The organism is Streptomyces sp. NPDC085931, from assembly GCF_044540565.1.
In the GTDB taxonomy this organism is placed as follows: Bacteria; Actinomycetota; Actinomycetes; order Streptomycetales; family Streptomycetaceae; genus Streptomyces.
Genome location: NZ_JBITSK010000001.1, coordinates 315,177 through 332,982 on the forward strand (window position 1 = coordinate 315,177; position 17,806 = coordinate 332,982).

Here is a 17,806-nt window from a genome sequence, read left to right on the forward strand (position 1 = left end):
CTCGCCGCGGTCACGCGCCCGCCGCACCGCCGCCACCCTGTCGTCCACCGCTTTCTGCCGGGCCCGGCGCCTGCGTCGGGCGCCCTCCCGTTCGGTCTCCTCCCGGGCCCGCCGCGCGTCCTCCCGTGCCGCGCGCAGCGCCTCGCGTGCGACGTCCGCCGCGCGGGGCCCCGGCCGGTCGGCCCCGGTGCTCGGGGCCCGCTCTTCCTGGGCCGCTGCGGGCGCGTGCGCCGGATCAGTCCCGGCCGGGCTCTCCTGCGGGCCTGCGGACGCGCCCGCCTTCCGCAGTGCCTCACGGGCGGCGTCCCCGGGGCGCGGGGTCTCCCCGCCGGTGGGTTCTCCTCCGGGGGACGACGGTGCCGTGTCGGGGTGCTGGGCCGCCCGGGACCTGGCCTCGCGCAGGGCGCGGCGGGCCTCGTCGGCCGGGCGGGGGCTCATGGCGTGCCTCCCGGGGCGGCGAGGGCGCCGCGGCGGGGCGTCATGACGACCTCCGCAGGGAGACCAGGTCCGACAGCTCGCGGTCGGTCAGTTCCGTGAGGGCCGACTCGCCGGAGCCGAGGATCGCGTCGGCGAGGGCGCGCTTGGCCTGGAGCATCTCGGCGATGCGGTCCTCGACCGTGCCCTCGGTGATGAGGCGGTGGACCTGGACCGGCTGGGTCTGGCCGATGCGGTAGGCGCGGTCGGTGGCCTGCTCCTCGACGGCGGGGTTCCACCAGCGGTCGAAGTGCACGACATGGCCCGCGCGGGTGAGGTTCAGGCCGGTGCCCGCCGCCTTCAGGGACAGGACCAGGACCGGGGTCGAGCCGGCCTGGAAGCGGTCGACCATGCGTTCCCGCTCCGGGACCGGGGTGCCGCCGTGCAGCAGGTCGACCGGGACCGCGCGGCCGGCCAGGTGGGAGCTGATCAGACGGGCCATCCCGACGTACTGCGTGAAGACCAGGGCGGAGCCGTCCTCGGCGAGGAGCGTGTCCAGCAGCTCGTCCAGCAGGGCGAGTTTGCCGGAGCGGGCGGCGAGCCGGTCGCCGGGCGGTGCGTGCTCCTCCTTCAGGTAGAGCGCCGGGTGGTTGCAGATCTGCTTCAGCGACGTCAGCAGTTTCAGCACCAGGCCGCGGCGCGCCATCCCCTCGGCCGTCTCGATGGCGAGCATCGACTCGCGCACCACCGCCTCGTACAGGGCGGCCTGTTCGCGGGTGAGCGGGACCGGGTGGTCGGTCTCGGTCTTGGGCGGCAGCTCGGGGACGATGCCCGGGTCCGACTTCCTGCGGCGCAGCAGGAAGGGGCGGACCAGGCGGGCCAGGCGCTCCACCGCCTGCTCGTCCTCGCCGGTCTCCACGGCCCGGGCGTGGCGGGCGCGGAAGGACTTGAGCGGGCCGAGCAGGCCCGGGGTGGTCCAGTCGAGCAGGGCCCACAGCTCGGAGAGGTTGTTCTCGACGGGCGTGCCCGTGAGGGCGACCCGGGCGGGAGCGGGGATGGTGCGCAGCGCCTTGGCCGTGGCCGAGTAGGGGTTCTTGACGTGCTGGGCCTCGTCGGCGACGACCATGCCCCAGGACTGCTCGGCCAGGGCGGGGGCGGCCGAGCGCATCGTGCCGTAGGTGGTGAGGACGAAACCGCCGTCCAGGCCGGACAGGCTGCGGTCGGGTCCGTGGAAGCGGCGGACGGGGACGCCGGGGGCGAAGCGGTTGATCTCGCGCTGCCAGTTGCCGAGCAGCGAGGCCGGGCAGACGACCAGGGTCGGTTCGGGGCGGGCCCGCTTGAGGTGGAGCGCGATGAGCGTGACGGTCTTGCCCAGGCCCATGTCGTCGGCGAGGCAGCCGCCGAGGCCGAGGGAGGTCATCAGGTCGAGCCAGGCCAGGCCGCGCAGCTGGTAGTCGCGCAGGGTGGCGTGCAGTCCGGGCGGCGGGTCGGCCGGGCGGACGCCGGCGGTGAGGCGGTCGCGCAGGGCGGCCAGGGCGCCGGCCGGGACGGCCTCCACCGTCTCGCCGTCCACCTCGGCCGTGCCGGTGAGGGCGACGGACAGCGCGTCCACCGGGTCGAGCAGGCCCAGGTCGCGCTTGCGCGCCTTGCGGACGAGGGCCGGGTCGACCAGCACCCAGCGGTCGCGCAGCCGGACGACCGGCCGGTGCGCCTCGGCGAGGGCGTCCATCTCGGCGTCGGTGAGCGGGTCGCCGCCGAGCGCCAGCTGCCAGCGGAAGCCGAGGAGGTCCTCGCTCTCGAAGAAGCCGGTGCCGTCGGTGGCCGAGCCGGGCGCGGGACGGACCACCGCCGTGGCGGACAGGTCCTGCGCGAGGTCCCGCGGCCAGTGGACGGCGACGCCGGCCGCGGCGAGCCGGGTGGCGGCGACTCCGAGCAGGTCGCTGACTTCCTCCTCGCTCAGGGCCAGCACGTCGGGCACGTCCTGGTCGGAGAGCCGGTCCAGCGGCGGCCAGACGCGGGCGGCGCGGCGGACGGCGAGGGCCGCGTCCACGCGGGCGCGCGGGCCGAAGGCGGCGTCGGCCTCGCCCGCCCACAGGGCCGCCGCGTCGGCCACGAGGGTGGGGTCGGCGAGGCTGTGCACCTGGACGACGGCCGCGCCGGCGCCGCGCGCGCCGCCGTCGGGGGCGCCGTCGAACAGGTCGTAGGCCGTGAGGTCGAGGCGGAGCGAGATGCGCACGCCGGCGTCCATGCCGGCGGCGACCTCGGCGGCCCAGTCGTGGGCGCCGGGCAGATGCGTGGCGTCGCGGGCGGCGAAGGGACGGCCGGTGGTGTGGGGGGCGGCCGGGGTGCGCGGCAGCGTGTCGGCGACCGCGTCGAGGAAGGCGCGCACCAGCGCTTCCGGCTCGGGCAGGCGGATCGGGCCCGGGCCGGGCAGCGGGACCGCGTGGCCTTCGGGGGGCAGGGCCGCGGCCACCGCGCGCAGGTGGGCGATGTCCTCCGGGTCGAGGGGGCCCGCGCGCCAGGCGTCGTGTCCCGTGGCGGTGAGTCCGGGCAGCAGCCGGCCGCGCGCGGTCAGCCGCAGGGCGTGCAGGGCGGCGGCGCCCCAGCAGGCGGTGGCGGGGTGGGCCGCCGGGTCGTGCCGGGCGCGCACCAGCAGGGGCAGGGCCGTCACCAGCGGGAGGGACAGCGCCGGGGTGGTGTGCCGCCGGATGCCCGTGCCGTGGCGGCGTACGACGGTCAGGGCCGTGGCGTCGGCGGGCAGTGGCTCGCCGTCGGGGTCCCAGAAGGCGACGCGTCCGTCGCGCGGGAGGGGCGCGGGCAGGAAGACGGCCGGGAGCCGGAGCGGGGCCGTCGCGTCGTCCGCCCGCCCGTCCGTCACCGCCGTGCCGCCCATACGTCCTGCCACCTCCCGCACGCCTGTCGGATCAGTCGTCTCCGACTCTACGGGCGGGGTCTGACAATCGGCCCCGGCAGCGGGCTCAGGGCACGGTCCGGGACACGACGTACACCCAGGGGTACGCCGGGTTGGACAGGTCGACGACGACGTCGTGCGTGGGGGCGGGGTTCTTCTGCCGGTGGACGAAGCCGTACCAGCCGTCGCCCTGCGGGAACTTCCAGCCGGTGACCTTGCGGTCGCGGGCGCCGATGGTGATGTCGCCCTTCTTCAGGTCCGCGCGGGTCATGCCGAGGCCGGTCAGATAGGCGTCCAGACCGGCCGTGTTGGTCTCGAACTGGGCGTACAGGCGGCTGGTCTTCCAGTTGTTGGTCTCGTAGTACGCCACGTGCCAGGCCGGGTGCGGGATCGGCACCTGGTAGATGCGGCGCTGGAGCTTGGAGGGCCAGCCCTCGGTCAGGCCGGTCGCCGAGTACTTGGCCTCCTTGTCCTTGCCGCTGTCGCGGCTCTGGTTGGCGGAGATGACCAGGTAGCCGGCCGGGATGCCGATGAGCAGCACGATGATCAGCAGGGTGAGCGCCCTGCGGCGGATCATGTGGCGGCGGTCCTCGACCGGGCGGTCCGGCCCGCCGGGCCAGGGGCCCTGGTGGGGCAGGGAGGCGGTCACAGGGTCTCCTGGCTGCTGCGCAGCGACTGCGTGTACCGCTCGTAGCGCTCGGAGCGCTCCACGCGGCGGCGCTTGGCGCGGCGGAAGCGGCGGGCGACGAGCCGGGCGAGGTCGGCGGCGCCGACCATGCCGGCCTCGGGACCGAGCTGGGCGCGGACGATGCGGGCCTCGGGGCGGTAGCCGCGGCCGGTGAGGTGGCGCTTGAAGGCGTCCCGGGCCGGGCCGATCAGCAGGTCGTCGGCGGCCGAGACGCCGCCGCCGATGACGAAGCAGGAGGGGTCGAGGGCGGCGGCGAGGTTGGCGATGCCGACGCCGAGCCACTGGCCGATGTCCTGGAGCAGCTCGATGCACATGGCGTCGCCGTCGCGGGCCAGCTCGGTGATCATCGGGCCGGTGATGTCGCCGATGCTGCCCTTGACGTGCTCGATGATCCCGTAGGCGACCGGGGAGTCGGCGGCGGCCAGCTCGCGGGCCTCGCGGACCAGGGCGTTGCCGGAGCTGTACTGCTCCCAGCAGCCGCGGTTGCCGCAGGGGCAGCGGTGGCCGCCGGGCACCACCTGCATGTGGCCGAACTCGCCGGCCACGCCGTACTTGCCGCGCTTGACCTGGCCGTCCTCCAGGATGGCGCCGCCGATGCCCGTGCCGAGGGTGATCATGACCAGGTGGTCCTCGCCGCGGCCGGCGCCGAAGCGCCACTCGGCCCAGGCGGCGGTGTTGGCGTCGTTGTCGACCAGCACCGGGACCGACAGGCGGCTGGCGAGGCGGTCGCGCAGCGGTTCGTTGCGCCAGGACAGGTGGGGGGCGAACAGCACGCGGTTGCGGTCGGCGTCGACCCAGCCGGCCGCGCCGATGCCGACGGCGTGCACGTCGTGCCGGTCGGAGAGGTCCAGGACCAGCTCGGCGATGGTGTCCTCGACGACCTTGGGGCTCTTGGACTTGTCCGGGGTCTCCGTGCGGAGCTTCTCCAGGATGTTGCCGTCGGCGTCGACGACGCCCGCCATCACCTTCGTACCGCCGATGTCGATGCCGACCGTGGGCACCCGGGGGGCCGTCAGGTGCGAGCGGCGCTCCCGGGTGCCGACGGTGCGGAGCACGGTGGCACGGCGGGAGCCGATGGGGGCGGTGAGGTCGCGGTAGGTGCTCATCGCCGCCGATTCTGCCTCACGGTGGGGGTGGGTGCGGAGCGGGGCAGGGGCGGGGTGGCGCGGGTCATGGCCGGGTGCGGGCGGGTGGGGGCTGCCCGCGCGGTTCCCCCGCGCCCCGCAGGACTTCAGTTCCGTACGAGGAGCTGGAACTCGAACGAGTAGCGCGTCGGGCGGTAGGTGTGTGTGCCGTATTCCACTGCCCGGCCGGTGTCGTCGAACGTCACCCGCTGCATGGTCAGCAGCGGGGCCCCCGTCTCCTCCGCCAGTCGCTCCGCCTCCTCCGTGGTCGCCGCCCGGGCGCCGATGGACTGGCGGGCGCTGTGCAGGGTGATGCCGGCCGCGCGCATCAGGCGGTACAGGCCCGTGGACTCCAGCTGGCCCGTGTCGAGGTCGATCAGGCCGGGGGGCAGGAAGTTGCAGAGGTGGGCCATCGGCTCGCCGTGGGCGAGGCGGAGGCGCTCCACGCGGTGGACGTCGCTGTCCTCGGCGACTCCGAGAGCGGCGGCGACCTCGGCGGAGGCGGGCACGACCGTGTTGACGAGGACCTTCGTGGCGGGGCGCTGGCCCGCCGCCTCCAGGTCGTCGTAGAGGCTGCTGAGCTCCAGCGGGCGCTTGACCTGGCTGTGCACGACCTGGGTGCCGACGCCGCGGCGGCGCACGAGGAGGCCCTTGTCGACGAGGGACTGGATGGCCTGGCGGACGGTCGGCCGGGACAGACCGAGCCGGGCGGCCAGCTCGATCTCGTTGCCCAGCAGGCTGCCGGGCGTCAGCGTGCCGTGCTCGATCGCGGCCTCCAGCTGCTGGGACAGCTGGAAGTACAACGGCACGGGAGAACTGCGGTCCACGCTGAGCTCGAGCTGCACGGTCGGGTCCACTTCTGGTTTCGGCACGCGCTGAGCGTAGCTCCGCGCGTTGTTGACGGGAAGTTGTGTAGTCAGATTGTCCGGACATACAGATTGACAGCGGCGGGCCGCGCACGCACTTTGTTTCCATGCGCATCGGCGTCATCGGTACGGGCCGCATCGGCACGATCCACGCGAACACCCTCAGCAGGCACCGTGACGTGGGGTCCTTGATCCTCACGGACGCGGACCCCGCGCGGGCGGCGGACCTGGCGCACCGCCTGGGGGAGACGGCGGCGCCGGGTGTGGAGGAGATCTTCCGCTGGGGCGTCGACGCCGTGGTGATCACGACGGCCACGTCGGCCCACGCCGAACTGATCGGCCGGGCAGCACGCTCGGGCCTGCCGGTGTTCTGCGAGAAGCCCATCGCCCTGGACCTGCCGGGGACGCTGAGCGCGATCGCCGAGGTCGAGGCGGCCGGGACGGTGCTGCAGATGGGCTTCCAGCGCCGCTTCGACACGGGGTACGCGGGTGCGCGCGAGGCCGTGCGCGCGGGCCGGCTGGGGCGGCTGCACACCGTGCGGGCGCTGACCAGCGACCAGGCGCCGCCGCCGGCCGCCTGGCTGCCGGTGTCCGGCGGGCTGTACCGGGACACCCTGATCCACGACTTCGACGTGCTGCGCTGGGTGACGGGCCGGGAGGTGGCGGACGTGTACGCCACCGGGTCGGACGCCGGGCCGGCGATGTTCCGCGAGGCCGGGGACGTCGACACCGGCGCGGCGCTGCTCACGCTCGACGACGGCACGCTCGCCACGGTCACCGGTGCCCGGCTGAACGGGGCGGGCTACGACGTGCGCATGGAGCTGGCCGGGGAGCGCGACCAGATCGTGGTGGGCCTGGACGACCGTACGCCGATCGCGTCCACCGAGCCGACCGGGCCGCCGGCCGCGGACAAGCCCTGGGCGGGTTTCCTGGAGCGTTTCGGCCCGGCCTACGAGGCGGAGCTGAACGCGTTCGTGGAGGTCGTCCGGGGCGAGCGGGCCAACCCCTGCGACGGGCGGGAGGCCCTGCAGGCGCTGCGGGTCGCCGAGGCGTGCGAGGTGTCGCGCCGGGAGCGCAGGCCGGTGCGGCTCGCGGAGATCCCCGGCGGGGCCGCCGCCGCGTTCGCCTGACCGGCCCCGGCCCGTCAGCCGTCCGCCTGCTCCCGGGCCGTCTCGGTCTCCTCCGCTCCGCCGGCCGCCTCGTCGAGGAGGCCGGCGTCGTAGGCGAGCAGTGCGATCTGCACGCGGTTGTTCAGGGCGAGCTTGGCCAGGATGCGGGAGACGTGCGTCTTGACGGTGGCCACGCTCATGAACAGGCCGGTGGCGATCTCGGCGTTGGACAGGCCCCGGCCGACCGCGACGGCGACCTCGCGCTCACGGTCGTTGAGGCGGTCCATGCGCGCGCGTGCGCGCGTGCGGCGGGTGTCGGCGGCGCCGCCGACGGCGTGCCGCACCAGCTGGCGGGTGACCGTGGGCGACAGCACCGGGTCGCCGGCCGCGACGCGCCGCACCGCCGCGAGGATCTCGGCGGGCGGGGTGTCCTTGAGGACGAACCCGGCGGCGCCCGCGCGCAGGGCCCGCAGCACCTGTTCGTCGGCGTGGAACGTGGTGAGGACGACCACCTGCGGTGCTTCCTCGCGGGACCGCAGCAGCTCGGTGGCGGTGAGTCCGTCCACCGTCGGCATCCGGATGTCCATGAGCACGACGTCGGGGCGGGTGCGGTCGACGAGCGACTCCACCTCGCCGCCGTCGGCGGCCTCGCCGACGATCTCGATGTCGTCGGCCCCGCCCAGCATCAAGGACAGCCCGGCCCGCACCAGGGGATCGTCGTCGACGAGGAGGAGTCTGATCGCAGTCATGGCCCATACGTAATCACGGCTGCCGCGGGAGCAGGACGGGAACGGTGATCACCCCTCAGCCCCACGGCAGCCAGGCCCGCACCTCGAACCCGCCCCGCGGCGTGGGCCCGTGCTCCAGGCGGCCGCCCGCGAGGGTCGCCCGCTCCGTCAGGCCGATCAGGCCCTGACCGGAGCCGGGTACCGGGGGCACCTCCCCTTCGGGGGCCGGGTTGTGCACGCGGACGGTCAGTCCGTCGCCCGGCGCGCCGGTGACCGAGACCGTGACCTCGGTGCCCGGGGCGTGCTTGCGGGCGTTGGTCAGGCCCTCCTGGGCGATCCGGTAGGCGGTGCGGCCGACGGAGGACGGAACGGCGGCCGGGTCGTCGACACGCACGTCCAGGGCCACCTTCATGCCCGCCTCCCGGGACTCGGCGACGAGCGTGTCCAGCGCCCCGAGCGTCGGCTGCGGCCGGCCGCCGTCGTCCGGCTCGGCCGCCCGCAGGACGCCGATGATCTCCCGCAGGTCCTGCAGCGCCTCGTGCGCGCTCTCCCGGATCACGCCGGCCGCCCGTGCCGTCTCCGCCGGGGGCGCGTCCGGCCGGAACTCCAGGGCGCCGGCGTGCACGCTGAGCAGGGTCAGCCGGTGCGCGAGCACGTCGTGCATCTCCCGCGCGATGGCCTCCCGGGCGAGCCGCTGCGCCTGCTCGGCCCGCAGCCGCGCCTCCGTCTCGGCCCGCCGGGCGCGGTCCCGGAGGCTGACCATGAGCTGCCGTTTGGCCCGCACGAACATGCCCCAGCCGATGATCGCCAGGGTGAGCAGCATGACGAACGGCACGACCACCAGGTAGGAGAGGTCCGGGTCGGGGCGCAGCCAGAAGTAGAGGGGGACCAGTGCCGTGTTGACGCCGCCCACCCAGGCCGCGTACCGGAAGGGGCGGTGCACGGCCAGGGTGAACAGCGCGATGATGCCGGCGCCGCCCGCGGTGTCCGAGACGAAGGTGACGGGCACCATCGCCACGGCCAGCCCCAGCGGCCAGCGGCGCCGCAGCCACACCGCCGCGCAGGCCAGCGCGCCCACCACCTGGTCGAGGACGGCGAGTCCGGGCGGGATGTCCGGGTTCCGGCGGAGCGCGTCGAGTGCCGTGAGGCCCACGATCACGGCGAGCAGGAAGCAGGAGAAGTCCACGATCCAGTCGCGGGCGGTGCGCCGCGGCCGCCGCCGGGTCCCGGCGGCGTCGGGGTCGAGCTCGTGCAGCAGGGCGGAGGGGAAGTACCACCGGGGTCCGGTGAGGAGCGCCGGTGTCCCCTCGGTCGGCACCGGGGAGGTCCGCCCCGCGTTCTCACCATTCACGGTCGACAAATCTACGCAGCCCGGGGCCGGTCCACGGCCGCGCGGACGGGATCGTCGACCAAAGTCGTCCCACCGCAGACTTTCGGCGCGGCCGGCCGGCCGGAACGGGGACTTCCGTCGGGGGACCCCCGCCCCGTGGCCGATGTGCGTGGGGGGTCCGCGGGGCGAGGGTCGGGAGGCATGAAGCAGGTACTGGAGATTCTCGGCTTCCTCGCCCTGGTGCAGGGCGTGGCGGGCCTGGTGCACGAGTTCACCGACTGGGACTGGGGCCTCGTGCAGCGCCTGGGGTTCCTCGACGGCCACGAGATCTACGCGAGCATCGCCCTACTGGTGCTGGGCATCGCCCTGTTCGCGGCGGCCGGGAGCCGGAAGTCCGTGTGAGGTCCGCCGGACGCGACGGACCTCCGGCCGGCGTGCCCCGCGGGGCGGTCCGGTTCAGCAGCCGTGGTCGACCAGGTCGAACGACGCGTAGTGGTCGGCCGTGTAGTAGTCCTCCTGGCTCCGCTCACCGGTGACGATGCGCCGGGCGCCGCGGGTGGAGGAGCCGGGGGTGATGACGGTGTACTCGTGGTAGTAGCCGGTCGACCGGTCGGGCAGGATGCCCTCCCGGTTCTGGAAGACGGTGCCGTCCTGGTCGAACGGGTACGGGCCGCCCTGCTCGATCAGGTCGAGCGTGTCGTGGGCCTGGGACGGCAGGGCGCTGTAGCAGATGTCGCCGACGGCGGTGGGGGCCGCGCCGGCGGTGGGGGCGGTGACGGCACCGCCGACGAGGAGGGCGGACAGGAGGGCGGCTGCTGCGCCGAGCCGCGAGGCGCGTGGGGGGAAGATCATGCGCCCATGATGATGCGCGTAGACAGTGGCATGTCAATGACAAGACGGTGGATTTCAACGGCACGTCGGACGAGTTCGCGGAATGTTCACCTGCCGTCCGGCCCTCCTGCACGGCGCTGCGCGTCCTCGGGCAGTCCGAACTCGCCGTACTGCGGGCGGCCCGCCACGTCGTACGTCTGCACCGACACGCCCGCGCCGGTGACGCTGCCGCCGGCGTGCTCGAAGGCGGCCGGCACGGCGCCCTCCGGGAACAGGCGGAAGCCCGAGCCGAGCACGACCGGGAAGGTCAGCAGGTGGAGGGTGTCGACGAGGCCGAGCCCCAGCAGGGAGCCGACCAGGGCCCCGCTGCCGTGCACCTGGATCTCGCCGTCGGTGCGCTCCTTCAGGGCGCCGACCTCCTCGGCGAGATCACCGGCGAGCACGGTGGTGCCGGCCCACCCGGGGTCGGTCAGGGTGGCCGAAGGGACGTACTTCGGCAGGGAGTTGAGCTTGGAGGCGACCGGGTCGGCGGGGTCGGTCACCTTCGGCCAGTAGGTGGCGAAGATGTCGTAGGTGCGGCGGCCCAGCAGGAAGGCGGCCGGGCGGGCGAAGACCTCGTTGATGAACCGGCCGAAGTCCTCGTCGGCGTACGGGAAGCTCCAGCCGCCGTGGGTGAAACCGCCGCGGGTGTCCTCCTGCGGGCCGCCGGGGGCCTGGTAGACGCCGTCGAGGGTGATGAAGAGGGTGGAGACGAGCTTGCCCATGGCGGGTGCCTTCCTTCCGGATTCCGTGCGGGCCGAGGCCCTGGTGTTCATCGGTGCAGACCCCGCCGGTCCCCGCAACTCATCGCTGGGCCGTCCGGCCCGCCGCGCCCCGTGAGTTCGACGTCCGTTCGCCGCCAGCGCCGACGGGGCCGGACCGCTGGGATGGAGGCATGACTTCTCGAGGAACTCTTGACGGCAAGGTGGCTCTCGTGACCGGCGGGAGCCGTGGCATCGGCGCGGCGGCGGCCCTGCGGCTCGCCCTGGAGGGCGCGGACGTGGCGGTCGGGTACGTGCGCGGCAAGGAGGCGGCCGAGGAGGTCGTCCGGGCCGTGGAGGCGCGGGGGCGCCGGGCTGTGGCGCTGCGCGCGGACGCGGCGGACCCGGGCGAGGCGGCCGGTGTGGTGAACGCGGCGGCGCAGGCGCTGGGCGGCCTCGACGTCCTGGTGAACAACGCGGGCGTGGGGGTGCTCGGGCCGTTGGAGACCCTGTCCCTTGCGGAGGTGGACCGGGTCCTCGCGGTGAACGTGCGCGCCGTGTTCCTGGCCTCCCAGGCGGCCGCCGCGATCATGCCCGAGGGCGGGCGGATCATCACGATCGGCAGCTGCCTGGCCCAGCGGGTGCCGGGGCCGGGCGGGACGCTCTACGCGATGAGCAAGGCCGCGCTGACCGGCCTGACGAAGGCGCTGGCCCGGGAGCTGGGCGGGCGGGGCATCACGGCGAACGTCGTCCATCCCGGCCCGATCGACACGGACATGAACCCCGCGGACGGCCCCTACGCGGGCGGGCAGGCGGCACTGACGGCCCTGGGCCGCTTCGGCACGGCCGGGGAGGTGGCGTCGACGGTCGCGTATCTGGCGGGGGCGACGTTCGTGACGGGAGCGGAGTTCGCCGTGGACGGCGGCCACGCGGCCTGAAACGCCGGGTGGGGGAAGGGGGCAGCGGGCAGCGGGCAGCGGGCAGCGGAGGCGATCAGCGGCAGGGGCGGCTGCAGCGAATCCGACATGCGCGGCGCACCGGGCCGGAGCGGCGTGCGGGGACCGGCCCGGCCGGTGCTGTCCCGCGTACGGCACCTCGGGGGATGCAGCACGCCGGTGCGCCCGAGCGTATGTCGGCCTCGGGGGCGCGGTGAGGCACGCCGGTGCGCGCCCGCGCGTATGGCACCTCGGGCCGTGCCGGGGCGCCTCCGCACGCGGAACCTCAGCACGCTCCCAGGACGCCCCGGCCGGACCGGCCGACGGCGGCGGCGAGTGCACCGGCGTCACCGCGCGTCCCGCTCGGCGTACCCGGCGACGACGCGGGCACGCCACCGCTCGCCCGCGCGGGCGGCGCACCGGGCCCCGGCCCTCCGAGGCGCGGCGGTGCTGACCCGCAAGGGCGGTGCCCCGTGGTCAATGCAGCGCACGGGCCCCGGGCTCCCCCGCGCGCGGCACATCAGCCCGGTCCCGGCACGCGGTCATGCCGGCGCTCACCACGGCGGGCGGCACTCCGGGCCGGCACGGCAGGCACTCCGGGCCGGTGTGGCAAGCGCAGTCCTGCCCGGTCTGTGCCTCGCGCGGAGCGCGCCGGAGGTGTGGGGGTCCTCAGGCGCCCAGTTCCTGGTGGCGGGTCGTCAGGCGGGTCGTGCCCTCCTGGGTGAGGGAGCCGAAGAGGCGCAGGCGGGAGATGCCGCCGTCCGGGTAGATGTCCACGCGCGCGTGCGTGCCCACGGCCGGCTCCGGCAGGACGAAGCGGTGGTTGGTGTCGGGCTGGAGGCGCGTGCGGGGCAGGATCTCCCGCCAGTCGCCGTCCTCGCCGTCCCGCACCGACACCGACGCCCAGCCGGCGCTGTTGCCCTTGAGGTACGCGGTGTCGATCTCCAGCGCGCGGATCTGCGCCTGGGCGGCGAGCCGGTAGCGGATCCAGTCGTGGCCGGTGTCGCGGCGGCGGCGCGTCTCCCAGCCGTCGTCCATCTTGCGGGAGCGGCCCGGCTGGATGGTGTTGGTGGCGGGCGAGTAGAAGAGGTCGGAGGCGTCCTCGACCCGGCCGCCGTTCTCCAGGGCGACCACGTCGAAGGTGCCGAGCGCCGCCAGCCACGCCGGATCGGGGACGACCTCGCCGTGCACGCGCAGGCGGGCGATGCCGCCGTCGGGGTGCTGGTTGACCCGCAGGTGGGTGAAGCACTGCTCGACGGCGACCGCGAAGCCGTTCGCCGCGTGGCCGCCGACCGCCGTGCGCGGCACCAGCGTCGTCCACTTCACGTCGTCCGCGAGGAGCTCCCGCGGTGACGGGGAGCCGGGCAGGCAGGTGCCCTCGACGGACACGGCCTGCGGGTAGTTGCCGCGGAAGTGGGCGGTGTCGACGACGATCCCCCGGATCACGCCCGGGGCGCCGAGGCGGACCAGCGCCCAGTCGTGGTCCTCGGCGGCCGGCCAGGGGTGGTCGGCCGAGGCGCCCCGGCGGCGCCGCGTCTCCCAGCCGTCCATGACCTTGCCCTTGTGACCGAAGTGCTCCGGGTCGAACTCGGCCCGCCCGGGCACCAGCAGGTTCTCGCGCTCGGCGAAGAACTCGTCGTTGGCGGCGACGACCCCGGCCCCGAGGTTCCGGTCGGCGAGGTTGGCGTAATGGGTGAAGGGGAGGTCGGCGGTGCGGTAGTCCGCGTAGGGGTCGCCGCCTCCGTAGGGGTTCGCGTCGCCGGTGAAGCGGGGGATCGCCGTCACGATGATCAGGTGTTCCTTTCGGGTGTCCGGATGGGGTGTCAGTGGGTCCGGGTGAGCAGTCGCCCCTTCGGTTCGGTGAACTCGCCGTCCGCGACGATGCGCCGACCGCGCAGCCAGGTCGACTTGACGACGCCGTACAGGGTCTTGCCGGCGTAGGCCGTGACGCGGTTGCGGTGCTGGAGGGCGGCCGGGTCGACGGTGAAGGTCTCGTCGGGGGCGAGGACGGCGAAGTCGGCGTCGCGTCCCGGGGCGATGGCGCCCTTGCGGTCGTCGAGCCCGACGAGTGCGGCGGTCCGCGCCGACATCCAGCGGACGACGTCCTCCAGGCCGTGCCCGCGCCGGCGGGCCTCGGTCCACACCGCCGCGAGACTCAGCTGGAGCCCGGAGATGCCGCCCCAGGCCGTCGCGAAGTCGCCGGTCTTGAGGTCGGCGGTGGACGGGGAGTGGTCGGTGACGACGCAGTCGATGGTGCCGTCGGCCAGCGCCTGCCAGAGCAGGTCCTGGTTGGCGGCCTCGCGGATGGGCGGGCAGCACTTGAACTCGCTGGCGCCGTCGGGGACTTCCTCGGCGGTCAGGGTCAGGTAGTGGGGACAGGTCTCCACGGTGATGCGCACGCCCTCCGCCCGTGCCTCGGCGATCATCGGCAGGGCGTCACCGGACGACAGGTGCAGCACGTGCACGCGGGCGTCGAGGGCCTTGGCCTCGCGGATGAGCTGGGCGATGGCGCTGTCCTCGGCGTCCCGGGGGCGGGAGGCGAGGAAGTCGGCGTAGCGGGGGCCGGGTCGCTGCGGGGCGGAGGCGAGCAGGTGGGGGTCCTCGGCGTGCACGATCAGGAGGCCGTCGAGGGCGGCGATCTCGGCCATGGTCCGGGCGAGCGACGCGCGGTCCAGGTGCGGGAACTCCTCCACGCCGGACGGGGACAGGAACGCCTTGAAGCCGAACACGCCTGCCTCGTGCAGCGGGCGCAGGTCCTTGAGGTTGCCGGGCAGGGCGCCGCCCCAGAAGCCGACGTCGATGTGCGCCTTGTCGGCGGCGACCCGCTGCTTGGTGCGCAGGTTCGCGACGGTCGTGGTGGGCGGCAGGGAGTTGAGGGGCATGTCGACGAGGGTCGTGATGCCGCCGGCCGCGGCGGCCCGGGTGGCGGTCCAGAAGCCCTCCCACTCGGTGCGGCCGGGGTCGTTGACGTGCACGTGGGTGTCGACCAGGCCGGGCAGCAGGACGTGGTCGCCCAGGTCCTCCAGGCGGGCGCCGTCCGGTACGGGGGCGTCGTGAGGGAGGACTGCGGTGATCGTGCCGCCGGCGACGGCCACGGATGCCGCAACCGTCCCCCCGGGCGTGAGGACACGCGTCGAGCGGAGCACCAGTTCAGCGTCGGACACCCGAACCCCTTTCTTCAACATTCTGTTGAAAGAGTCTTCCCTCCCGCTCCGGCCCCGTCAAGGGCACACTGCTACCGGACGGCACCGGCGGACACCCCTGGACTTTTCCACAAAGCGGAATTAACATACCGGGAAGCGAAATGTTACGCGAAAGGAACGCGCCGTGCCCACGTCCAGCGCCAGCACCACCGACTCCGCCCGGTCCTCCAACGGCGGGGTCCAGTCCCTGGAGCGCGCCTTCGACCTGCTCGAACGGATGGCGGACGCGGGCGGAGAGGTCGGTCTGAGCGAGCTGTCCGCGACCAGCGGGCTGCCCCTGCCGACCATCCACCGTCTGATGCGCACGCTCGTGGCCTGCGGATACGTACGCCAGCAGCCCAACCGGCGGTACGCGCTCGGCCCTCGTCTGATCCGCCTGGGCGAGTCGGCCTCCCGGCTGCTGGGCACCTGGGCGCGGCCGTACCTGGCGCGGCTGGTCGAGGAGACCGGCGAGACGGCGAACATGGCGCTGCTGGACGGCGACGAGATCGTCTACGTGGCCCAGGTGCCGTCGAAGCACTCGATGCGCATGTTCACAGAGGTCGGCCGGCGCGTGCTGCCGCACTCCACGGGCGTGGGCAAGGCCCTGCTGGCCGGTTTCCCGCCGGAGGAGGTGCGCGCGCTGCTGGCCCGCACGGGCATGCCCGCCGCGACGGAGAAGACGATCACGACGGCCGACGGGTTCCTCGCGGCGCTGGAGGACGTGCGCCGCCAGGGCTACGCCATCGACGACAACGAGCAGGAGATCGGGGTCCGTTGCCTGGCGGTCCCGGTGCCCGACTCCCCCACCGCCGCGGCCATCTCCATCTCCGGCCCGGCGGGCCGGGTCACGGAGGCGGCGACGGAGCGGATCGTGCCGGTGCTCCAGCAGGTCGCCGGCGAACTGTCGCAGGCGCTCGCCAGCCAGAACCCCGCGTGAGCGCCTGGTCCGCCTGGCCGGGCCGCTACACCGACCGGCACGGTGCGCAGGAGGTCGTCTTCGAGTCCGACGGCCGTGCGCTGATCCGCACCACGATCAGGGGCGTCCGCTTCGCGGGCGAGACGATGGACGCCCTGGGCGCTCTGGCCGGTGAGCCGCCCGAGGCGATGTTCCGCTTCTGCGACGGCGACCTCTGCTCCTGTCTGCTGGAGTGGGAACAGCCCCTCCCCGTCGACGTCGCCGGGCAGGGCCCGCGGGCGGGTGTGCTGCGCTGCGCCCTGCGGCTGGGCGACCCCGTCCCGCCCCCGCGCGGCGGGCTGGACGGGCAGAGCCTGACCGTCACCCTGCGCCTGGACGGGCGGACGTACGGCGGCGCGGAGGAGCACGACGACTTCGAGGCGGCCCTGTACGACATCCAGCACCGGCTCCCGCCCGGGGCCCGGCTGCGGGCGTGCGTCGCCTGCGCCTGGTCCGACTACAGCCCGGCGGGCCACGGGCTGATGGCGGGTCTGGCGTGCTTCCGGCGAACCAAAGACCGCTATCGCCGGGTCGACGGCAAGCACGGCCCGCGGGGCATCTTCGCCCTCTGGCCCGCGCTCACGGAGTTCGTCCAGGAGACGCACCGGTGCGGGGAGTTCGAGCCCCGCGGCACGCACGGCGGTTACCGGGGCACCTTTCCCTAGGGCCCCTGGGGCCCGCGATGCGCTAGGCGTCGCGGGGCAGGCGGGACTTTACGGACACGGCCTAGCCCTGCCCGCGCACCGGCCCGCCGAAGAGGTCCACCGCCCGGCGGACCTCCGCCAGGCCTGAGGACAGCGCGCTCACCGAGCCGATCGCGCCCGCGATGAGCAGCAGGGAGCGGCGCAGCCGCGGGACCTCGGGGGCGCCGCCGGCGGCCATGGCCGCGAGGGCGGCCAGTTCCTCCTCGGCGATGCTCCGGTCGGCGAACTCGCCGGGATGGGCGGCGAGGCGACGCCGCAGCCGGGCCACGGCGGAGCGCAGCTCCGTCACCCGCGGATCCTCGTCGCCGCCGGTCGCAGGCCCCTGCCGCTTCTGCTCCACGCTCCGCAACACAGTCCTCCCCCTCGCACCTCGCCGTGCGCGTGCCGTCCCGGCACCGAGCACTCCGCGGCCGGCCCTGCCCGCACACCCGGCCGGTCGGTGCGGGCGACAGTAAACGACGCGGACCACCGGGCGCCAGTCCATTGCGTCATCGACTTGCTCCGCTGTGTGACGAACGGCCGGGATCGTGCGGTATGCAGGATCCATGACGACGAGGAAGACGACGGACGAGACGGGCGTGGTCGCCCTGCTGCTCGCCGCGGGGGGCGGACGGCGGCTGGGCGGGCGCCCCAAGGCCCTGCTGCGCCACCGGGAACGTCCGCTGGTGGAGCACGCGGTGCGGGTCCTGCGCGAGGGCGGGTGCACCCGGGTGCACGTGGTCCTGGGCGCGCAGTCGGACGACGTGCGCGCCCAGGCCGAGCTGACGGGCTGCGTGCTGGTCGACAACCCGGACTGGGAGCAGGGCATGGGGTCCTCCCTGCGGGCCGGGCTGGAATCGCTCGCCGGCACGGACGCCCGGGCGGCCCTGGTGTCGCTCGTCGACCAGCCCGGCATCGGCCCCGCGGCGGTGGCCCGGGTGCTCAGCGCGTACACGGGCGAGGAGTCCCTGGTCTCGGCCGCGTACGACGGGGTGCGCGGCCATCCGGTGCTGTTCGGCGCGGCGCACTGGGCCGGCATCGCCGCGACCGCCACGGGGGACCGGGGGGCACGCGCCTATCTGAGGGACCACGCGCCGGCGCTCACGCTCGTGGAGTGCGGCGACGTGGCCCGGCCGTTCGACATCGACACCGAGGCCGACCTGGTCCACCTGGAGTGAACGGGGTGGCACGGAGCGCCACCTTGCCTCGATTCGGAGAATCTCGACATCAACAGACGATTGAACTTCCACCATGAGGAAACTACTATCCACTGTTCAGAAGCGCCCGCTGGCTCCCCGGGCGCCGAA

At 74.6% G+C, this 17,806-nt stretch carries 17 protein-coding genes; 6 read left to right on the forward strand and 11 right to left on the reverse strand.

Annotated features, from left to right (window positions below; all coding sequences use genetic code 11):
- Nucleotides 1–478: 478 nt before the first annotated feature.
- From ACIGAN_RS01315 to ACIGAN_RS01330, 4 genes are all read right to left on the reverse strand, one after another.
- Nucleotides 479–3,307 (reverse strand): DEAD/DEAH box helicase, encoded by a 2,829-nt coding sequence (locus tag ACIGAN_RS01315; RefSeq protein ID WP_399854620.1) that lies wholly within the window; start codon nucleotides 3,305–3,307, stop codon nucleotides 479–481.
- 85 nt (nucleotides 3,308–3,392) lie between these two features.
- Complete coding sequence (locus ACIGAN_RS01320; RefSeq protein WP_365099044.1) at nucleotides 3,393–3,974, reverse strand: sugar kinase; 582 nt, start codon at nucleotides 3,972–3,974, stop codon at nucleotides 3,393–3,395.
- Nucleotides 3,971–5,119: an ROK family glucokinase gene (locus tag ACIGAN_RS01325; RefSeq protein WP_365099045.1), complete on the reverse strand. Its 1,149-nt coding sequence runs from the start codon at nucleotides 5,117–5,119 to the stop codon at nucleotides 3,971–3,973. Before ACIGAN_RS01325 ends, ACIGAN_RS01320 begins: the two co-directional genes overlap by 4 nt.
- A gap of 125 nt (nucleotides 5,120–5,244) precedes the next feature.
- Nucleotides 5,245–5,982: a GntR family transcriptional regulator gene (locus ACIGAN_RS01330; protein WP_365099060.1), complete on the reverse strand. Its 738-nt coding sequence runs from the start codon at nucleotides 5,980–5,982 to the stop codon at nucleotides 5,245–5,247.
- Nucleotides 5,983–6,110: 128 nt separating this feature from the next.
- Between ACIGAN_RS01330 and ACIGAN_RS01335 the strand changes: the two genes are divergently transcribed.
- A complete protein-coding gene (locus tag ACIGAN_RS01335) occupies nucleotides 6,111–7,133 on the forward strand; it encodes a Gfo/Idh/MocA family protein (RefSeq protein WP_365739693.1) in 1,023 nt (340 codons plus the stop codon).
- Nucleotides 7,134–7,147: 14 nt separating this feature from the next.
- Here ACIGAN_RS01335 and ACIGAN_RS01340 read toward each other — a convergent pair whose 3' ends face one another.
- Together ACIGAN_RS01340 and ACIGAN_RS01345 are read right to left on the reverse strand one after the other, a co-directional pair.
- Nucleotides 7,148–7,861: a response regulator transcription factor gene (locus ACIGAN_RS01340; protein ID WP_399854377.1), complete on the reverse strand. Its 714-nt coding sequence runs from the start codon at nucleotides 7,859–7,861 to the stop codon at nucleotides 7,148–7,150.
- A 55-nt stretch (nucleotides 7,862–7,916) separates the two neighbouring features.
- The gene (locus tag ACIGAN_RS01345; RefSeq protein ID WP_399854621.1) at nucleotides 7,917–9,158 is read right to left on the reverse strand and encodes a sensor histidine kinase; all 1,242 of its coding nucleotides are present in this window, start codon (nucleotides 9,156–9,158) and stop codon (nucleotides 7,917–7,919) included.
- Nucleotides 9,159–9,371: 213 nt separating this feature from the next.
- Here ACIGAN_RS01345 and ACIGAN_RS01350 point away from each other — a divergent pair, with 213 nt between their 5' ends.
- Nucleotides 9,372–9,572 carry a hypothetical protein gene (locus ACIGAN_RS01350; protein ID WP_365099049.1) on the forward strand — a complete coding sequence of 67 codons (201 nt, stop codon included), beginning with the start codon at nucleotides 9,372–9,374 and terminating at the stop codon, nucleotides 9,570–9,572.
- Between the two features lie 54 nt (nucleotides 9,573–9,626).
- Here the strand turns inward: ACIGAN_RS01350 and ACIGAN_RS01355 are convergent, their stop codons facing one another.
- Together ACIGAN_RS01355 and ACIGAN_RS01360 are read right to left on the reverse strand one after the other, a co-directional pair.
- Nucleotides 9,627–10,022: a ribonuclease domain-containing protein gene (locus ACIGAN_RS01355; protein ID WP_365099050.1), complete on the reverse strand. Its 396-nt coding sequence runs from the start codon at nucleotides 10,020–10,022 to the stop codon at nucleotides 9,627–9,629.
- Nucleotides 10,023–10,108: 86 nt separating this feature from the next.
- On the reverse strand, nucleotides 10,109–10,765 hold the full coding sequence (locus ACIGAN_RS01360; protein ID WP_399854378.1) for a dihydrofolate reductase family protein: 657 nt from the start codon (nucleotides 10,763–10,765) through the stop codon (nucleotides 10,109–10,111).
- 170 nt (nucleotides 10,766–10,935) lie between these two features.
- On the opposite strand from ACIGAN_RS01360, the gene ACIGAN_RS01365 reads away from it, so the two are divergent.
- Nucleotides 10,936–11,679, forward strand: coding sequence for an SDR family oxidoreductase (locus tag ACIGAN_RS01365; protein WP_399854379.1), 744 nt, complete (start codon nucleotides 10,936–10,938; stop codon nucleotides 11,677–11,679).
- Nucleotides 11,680–12,345: 666 nt separating this feature from the next.
- Here the strand turns inward: ACIGAN_RS01365 and alc are convergent.
- The gene (alc, locus tag ACIGAN_RS01370; protein ID WP_399854380.1) at nucleotides 12,346–13,461 is read right to left on the reverse strand and encodes an allantoicase; all 1,116 of its coding nucleotides are present in this window, start codon (nucleotides 13,459–13,461) and stop codon (nucleotides 12,346–12,348) included.
- Nucleotides 13,462–13,499: 38 nt separating this feature from the next.
- Complete coding sequence (allB, locus tag ACIGAN_RS01375; protein WP_365739707.1) at nucleotides 13,500–14,840, reverse strand: allantoinase AllB; 1,341 nt, start codon at nucleotides 14,838–14,840, stop codon at nucleotides 13,500–13,502.
- Between the two features lie 163 nt (nucleotides 14,841–15,003).
- Here allB and ACIGAN_RS01380 point away from each other — a divergent pair, with 163 nt between their 5' ends.
- Both ACIGAN_RS01380 and ACIGAN_RS01385 read left to right on the forward strand, forming a co-directional pair.
- On the forward strand, nucleotides 15,004–15,798 hold the full coding sequence (locus ACIGAN_RS01380) for an IclR family transcriptional regulator (protein WP_365099057.1): 795 nt from the start codon (nucleotides 15,004–15,006) through the stop codon (nucleotides 15,796–15,798).
- Complete coding sequence (locus ACIGAN_RS01385; RefSeq protein ID WP_365739710.1) at nucleotides 15,795–16,481, forward strand: DUF6304 family protein; 687 nt, start codon at nucleotides 15,795–15,797, stop codon at nucleotides 16,479–16,481. Before ACIGAN_RS01380 ends, ACIGAN_RS01385 begins: the two co-directional genes overlap by 4 nt.
- A gap of 61 nt (nucleotides 16,482–16,542) precedes the next feature.
- On the opposite strand, the gene ACIGAN_RS01390 is transcribed toward ACIGAN_RS01385, so the two are convergent.
- Nucleotides 16,543–16,872, reverse strand: a complete 330-nt coding sequence (locus tag ACIGAN_RS01390) for a DUF5955 family protein (protein WP_365099287.1) — start codon at nucleotides 16,870–16,872, stop codon at nucleotides 16,543–16,545.
- Nucleotides 16,873–17,065: 193 nt separating this feature from the next.
- On the opposite strand from ACIGAN_RS01390, the gene ACIGAN_RS01395 reads away from it, so the two are divergent.
- A complete protein-coding gene (locus ACIGAN_RS01395) occupies nucleotides 17,066–17,677 on the forward strand; it encodes a nucleotidyltransferase family protein (RefSeq protein WP_399854381.1) in 612 nt (203 codons plus the stop codon).
- Nucleotides 17,678–17,806: the final 129 nt, after the last annotated feature.

Coding starts and splice junctions, on each gene's coding strand:
- ACIGAN_RS01315 (WP_399854620.1), bottom strand. CDS start 3,307: ATGGGCGGCACGGCGGTGACGGACGGGCGGGCGGACGACGCGACGGCC.
- ACIGAN_RS01325 (WP_365099045.1), bottom strand. CDS start 5,119: ATGAGCACCTACCGCGACCTCACCGCCCCCATCGGCTCCCGCCGTGCC.
- ACIGAN_RS01335 (WP_365739693.1), top strand. CDS start 6,111: ATGCGCATCGGCGTCATCGGTACGGGCCGCATCGGCACGATCCACGCG.
- ACIGAN_RS01340 (WP_399854377.1), bottom strand. CDS start 7,861: ATGACTGCGATCAGACTCCTCCTCGTCGACGACGATCCCCTGGTGCGG.
- ACIGAN_RS01350 (WP_365099049.1), top strand. CDS start 9,372: ATGAAGCAGGTACTGGAGATTCTCGGCTTCCTCGCCCTGGTGCAGGGC.
- ACIGAN_RS01355 (WP_365099050.1), bottom strand. CDS start 10,022: ATGATCTTCCCCCCACGCGCCTCGCGGCTCGGCGCAGCAGCCGCCCTC.
- ACIGAN_RS01360 (WP_399854378.1), bottom strand. CDS start 10,765: ATGGGCAAGCTCGTCTCCACCCTCTTCATCACCCTCGACGGCGTCTAC.
- ACIGAN_RS01365 (WP_399854379.1), top strand. CDS start 10,936: ATGACTTCTCGAGGAACTCTTGACGGCAAGGTGGCTCTCGTGACCGGC.
- ACIGAN_RS01395 (WP_399854381.1), top strand. CDS start 17,066: ATGACGACGAGGAAGACGACGGACGAGACGGGCGTGGTCGCCCTGCTG.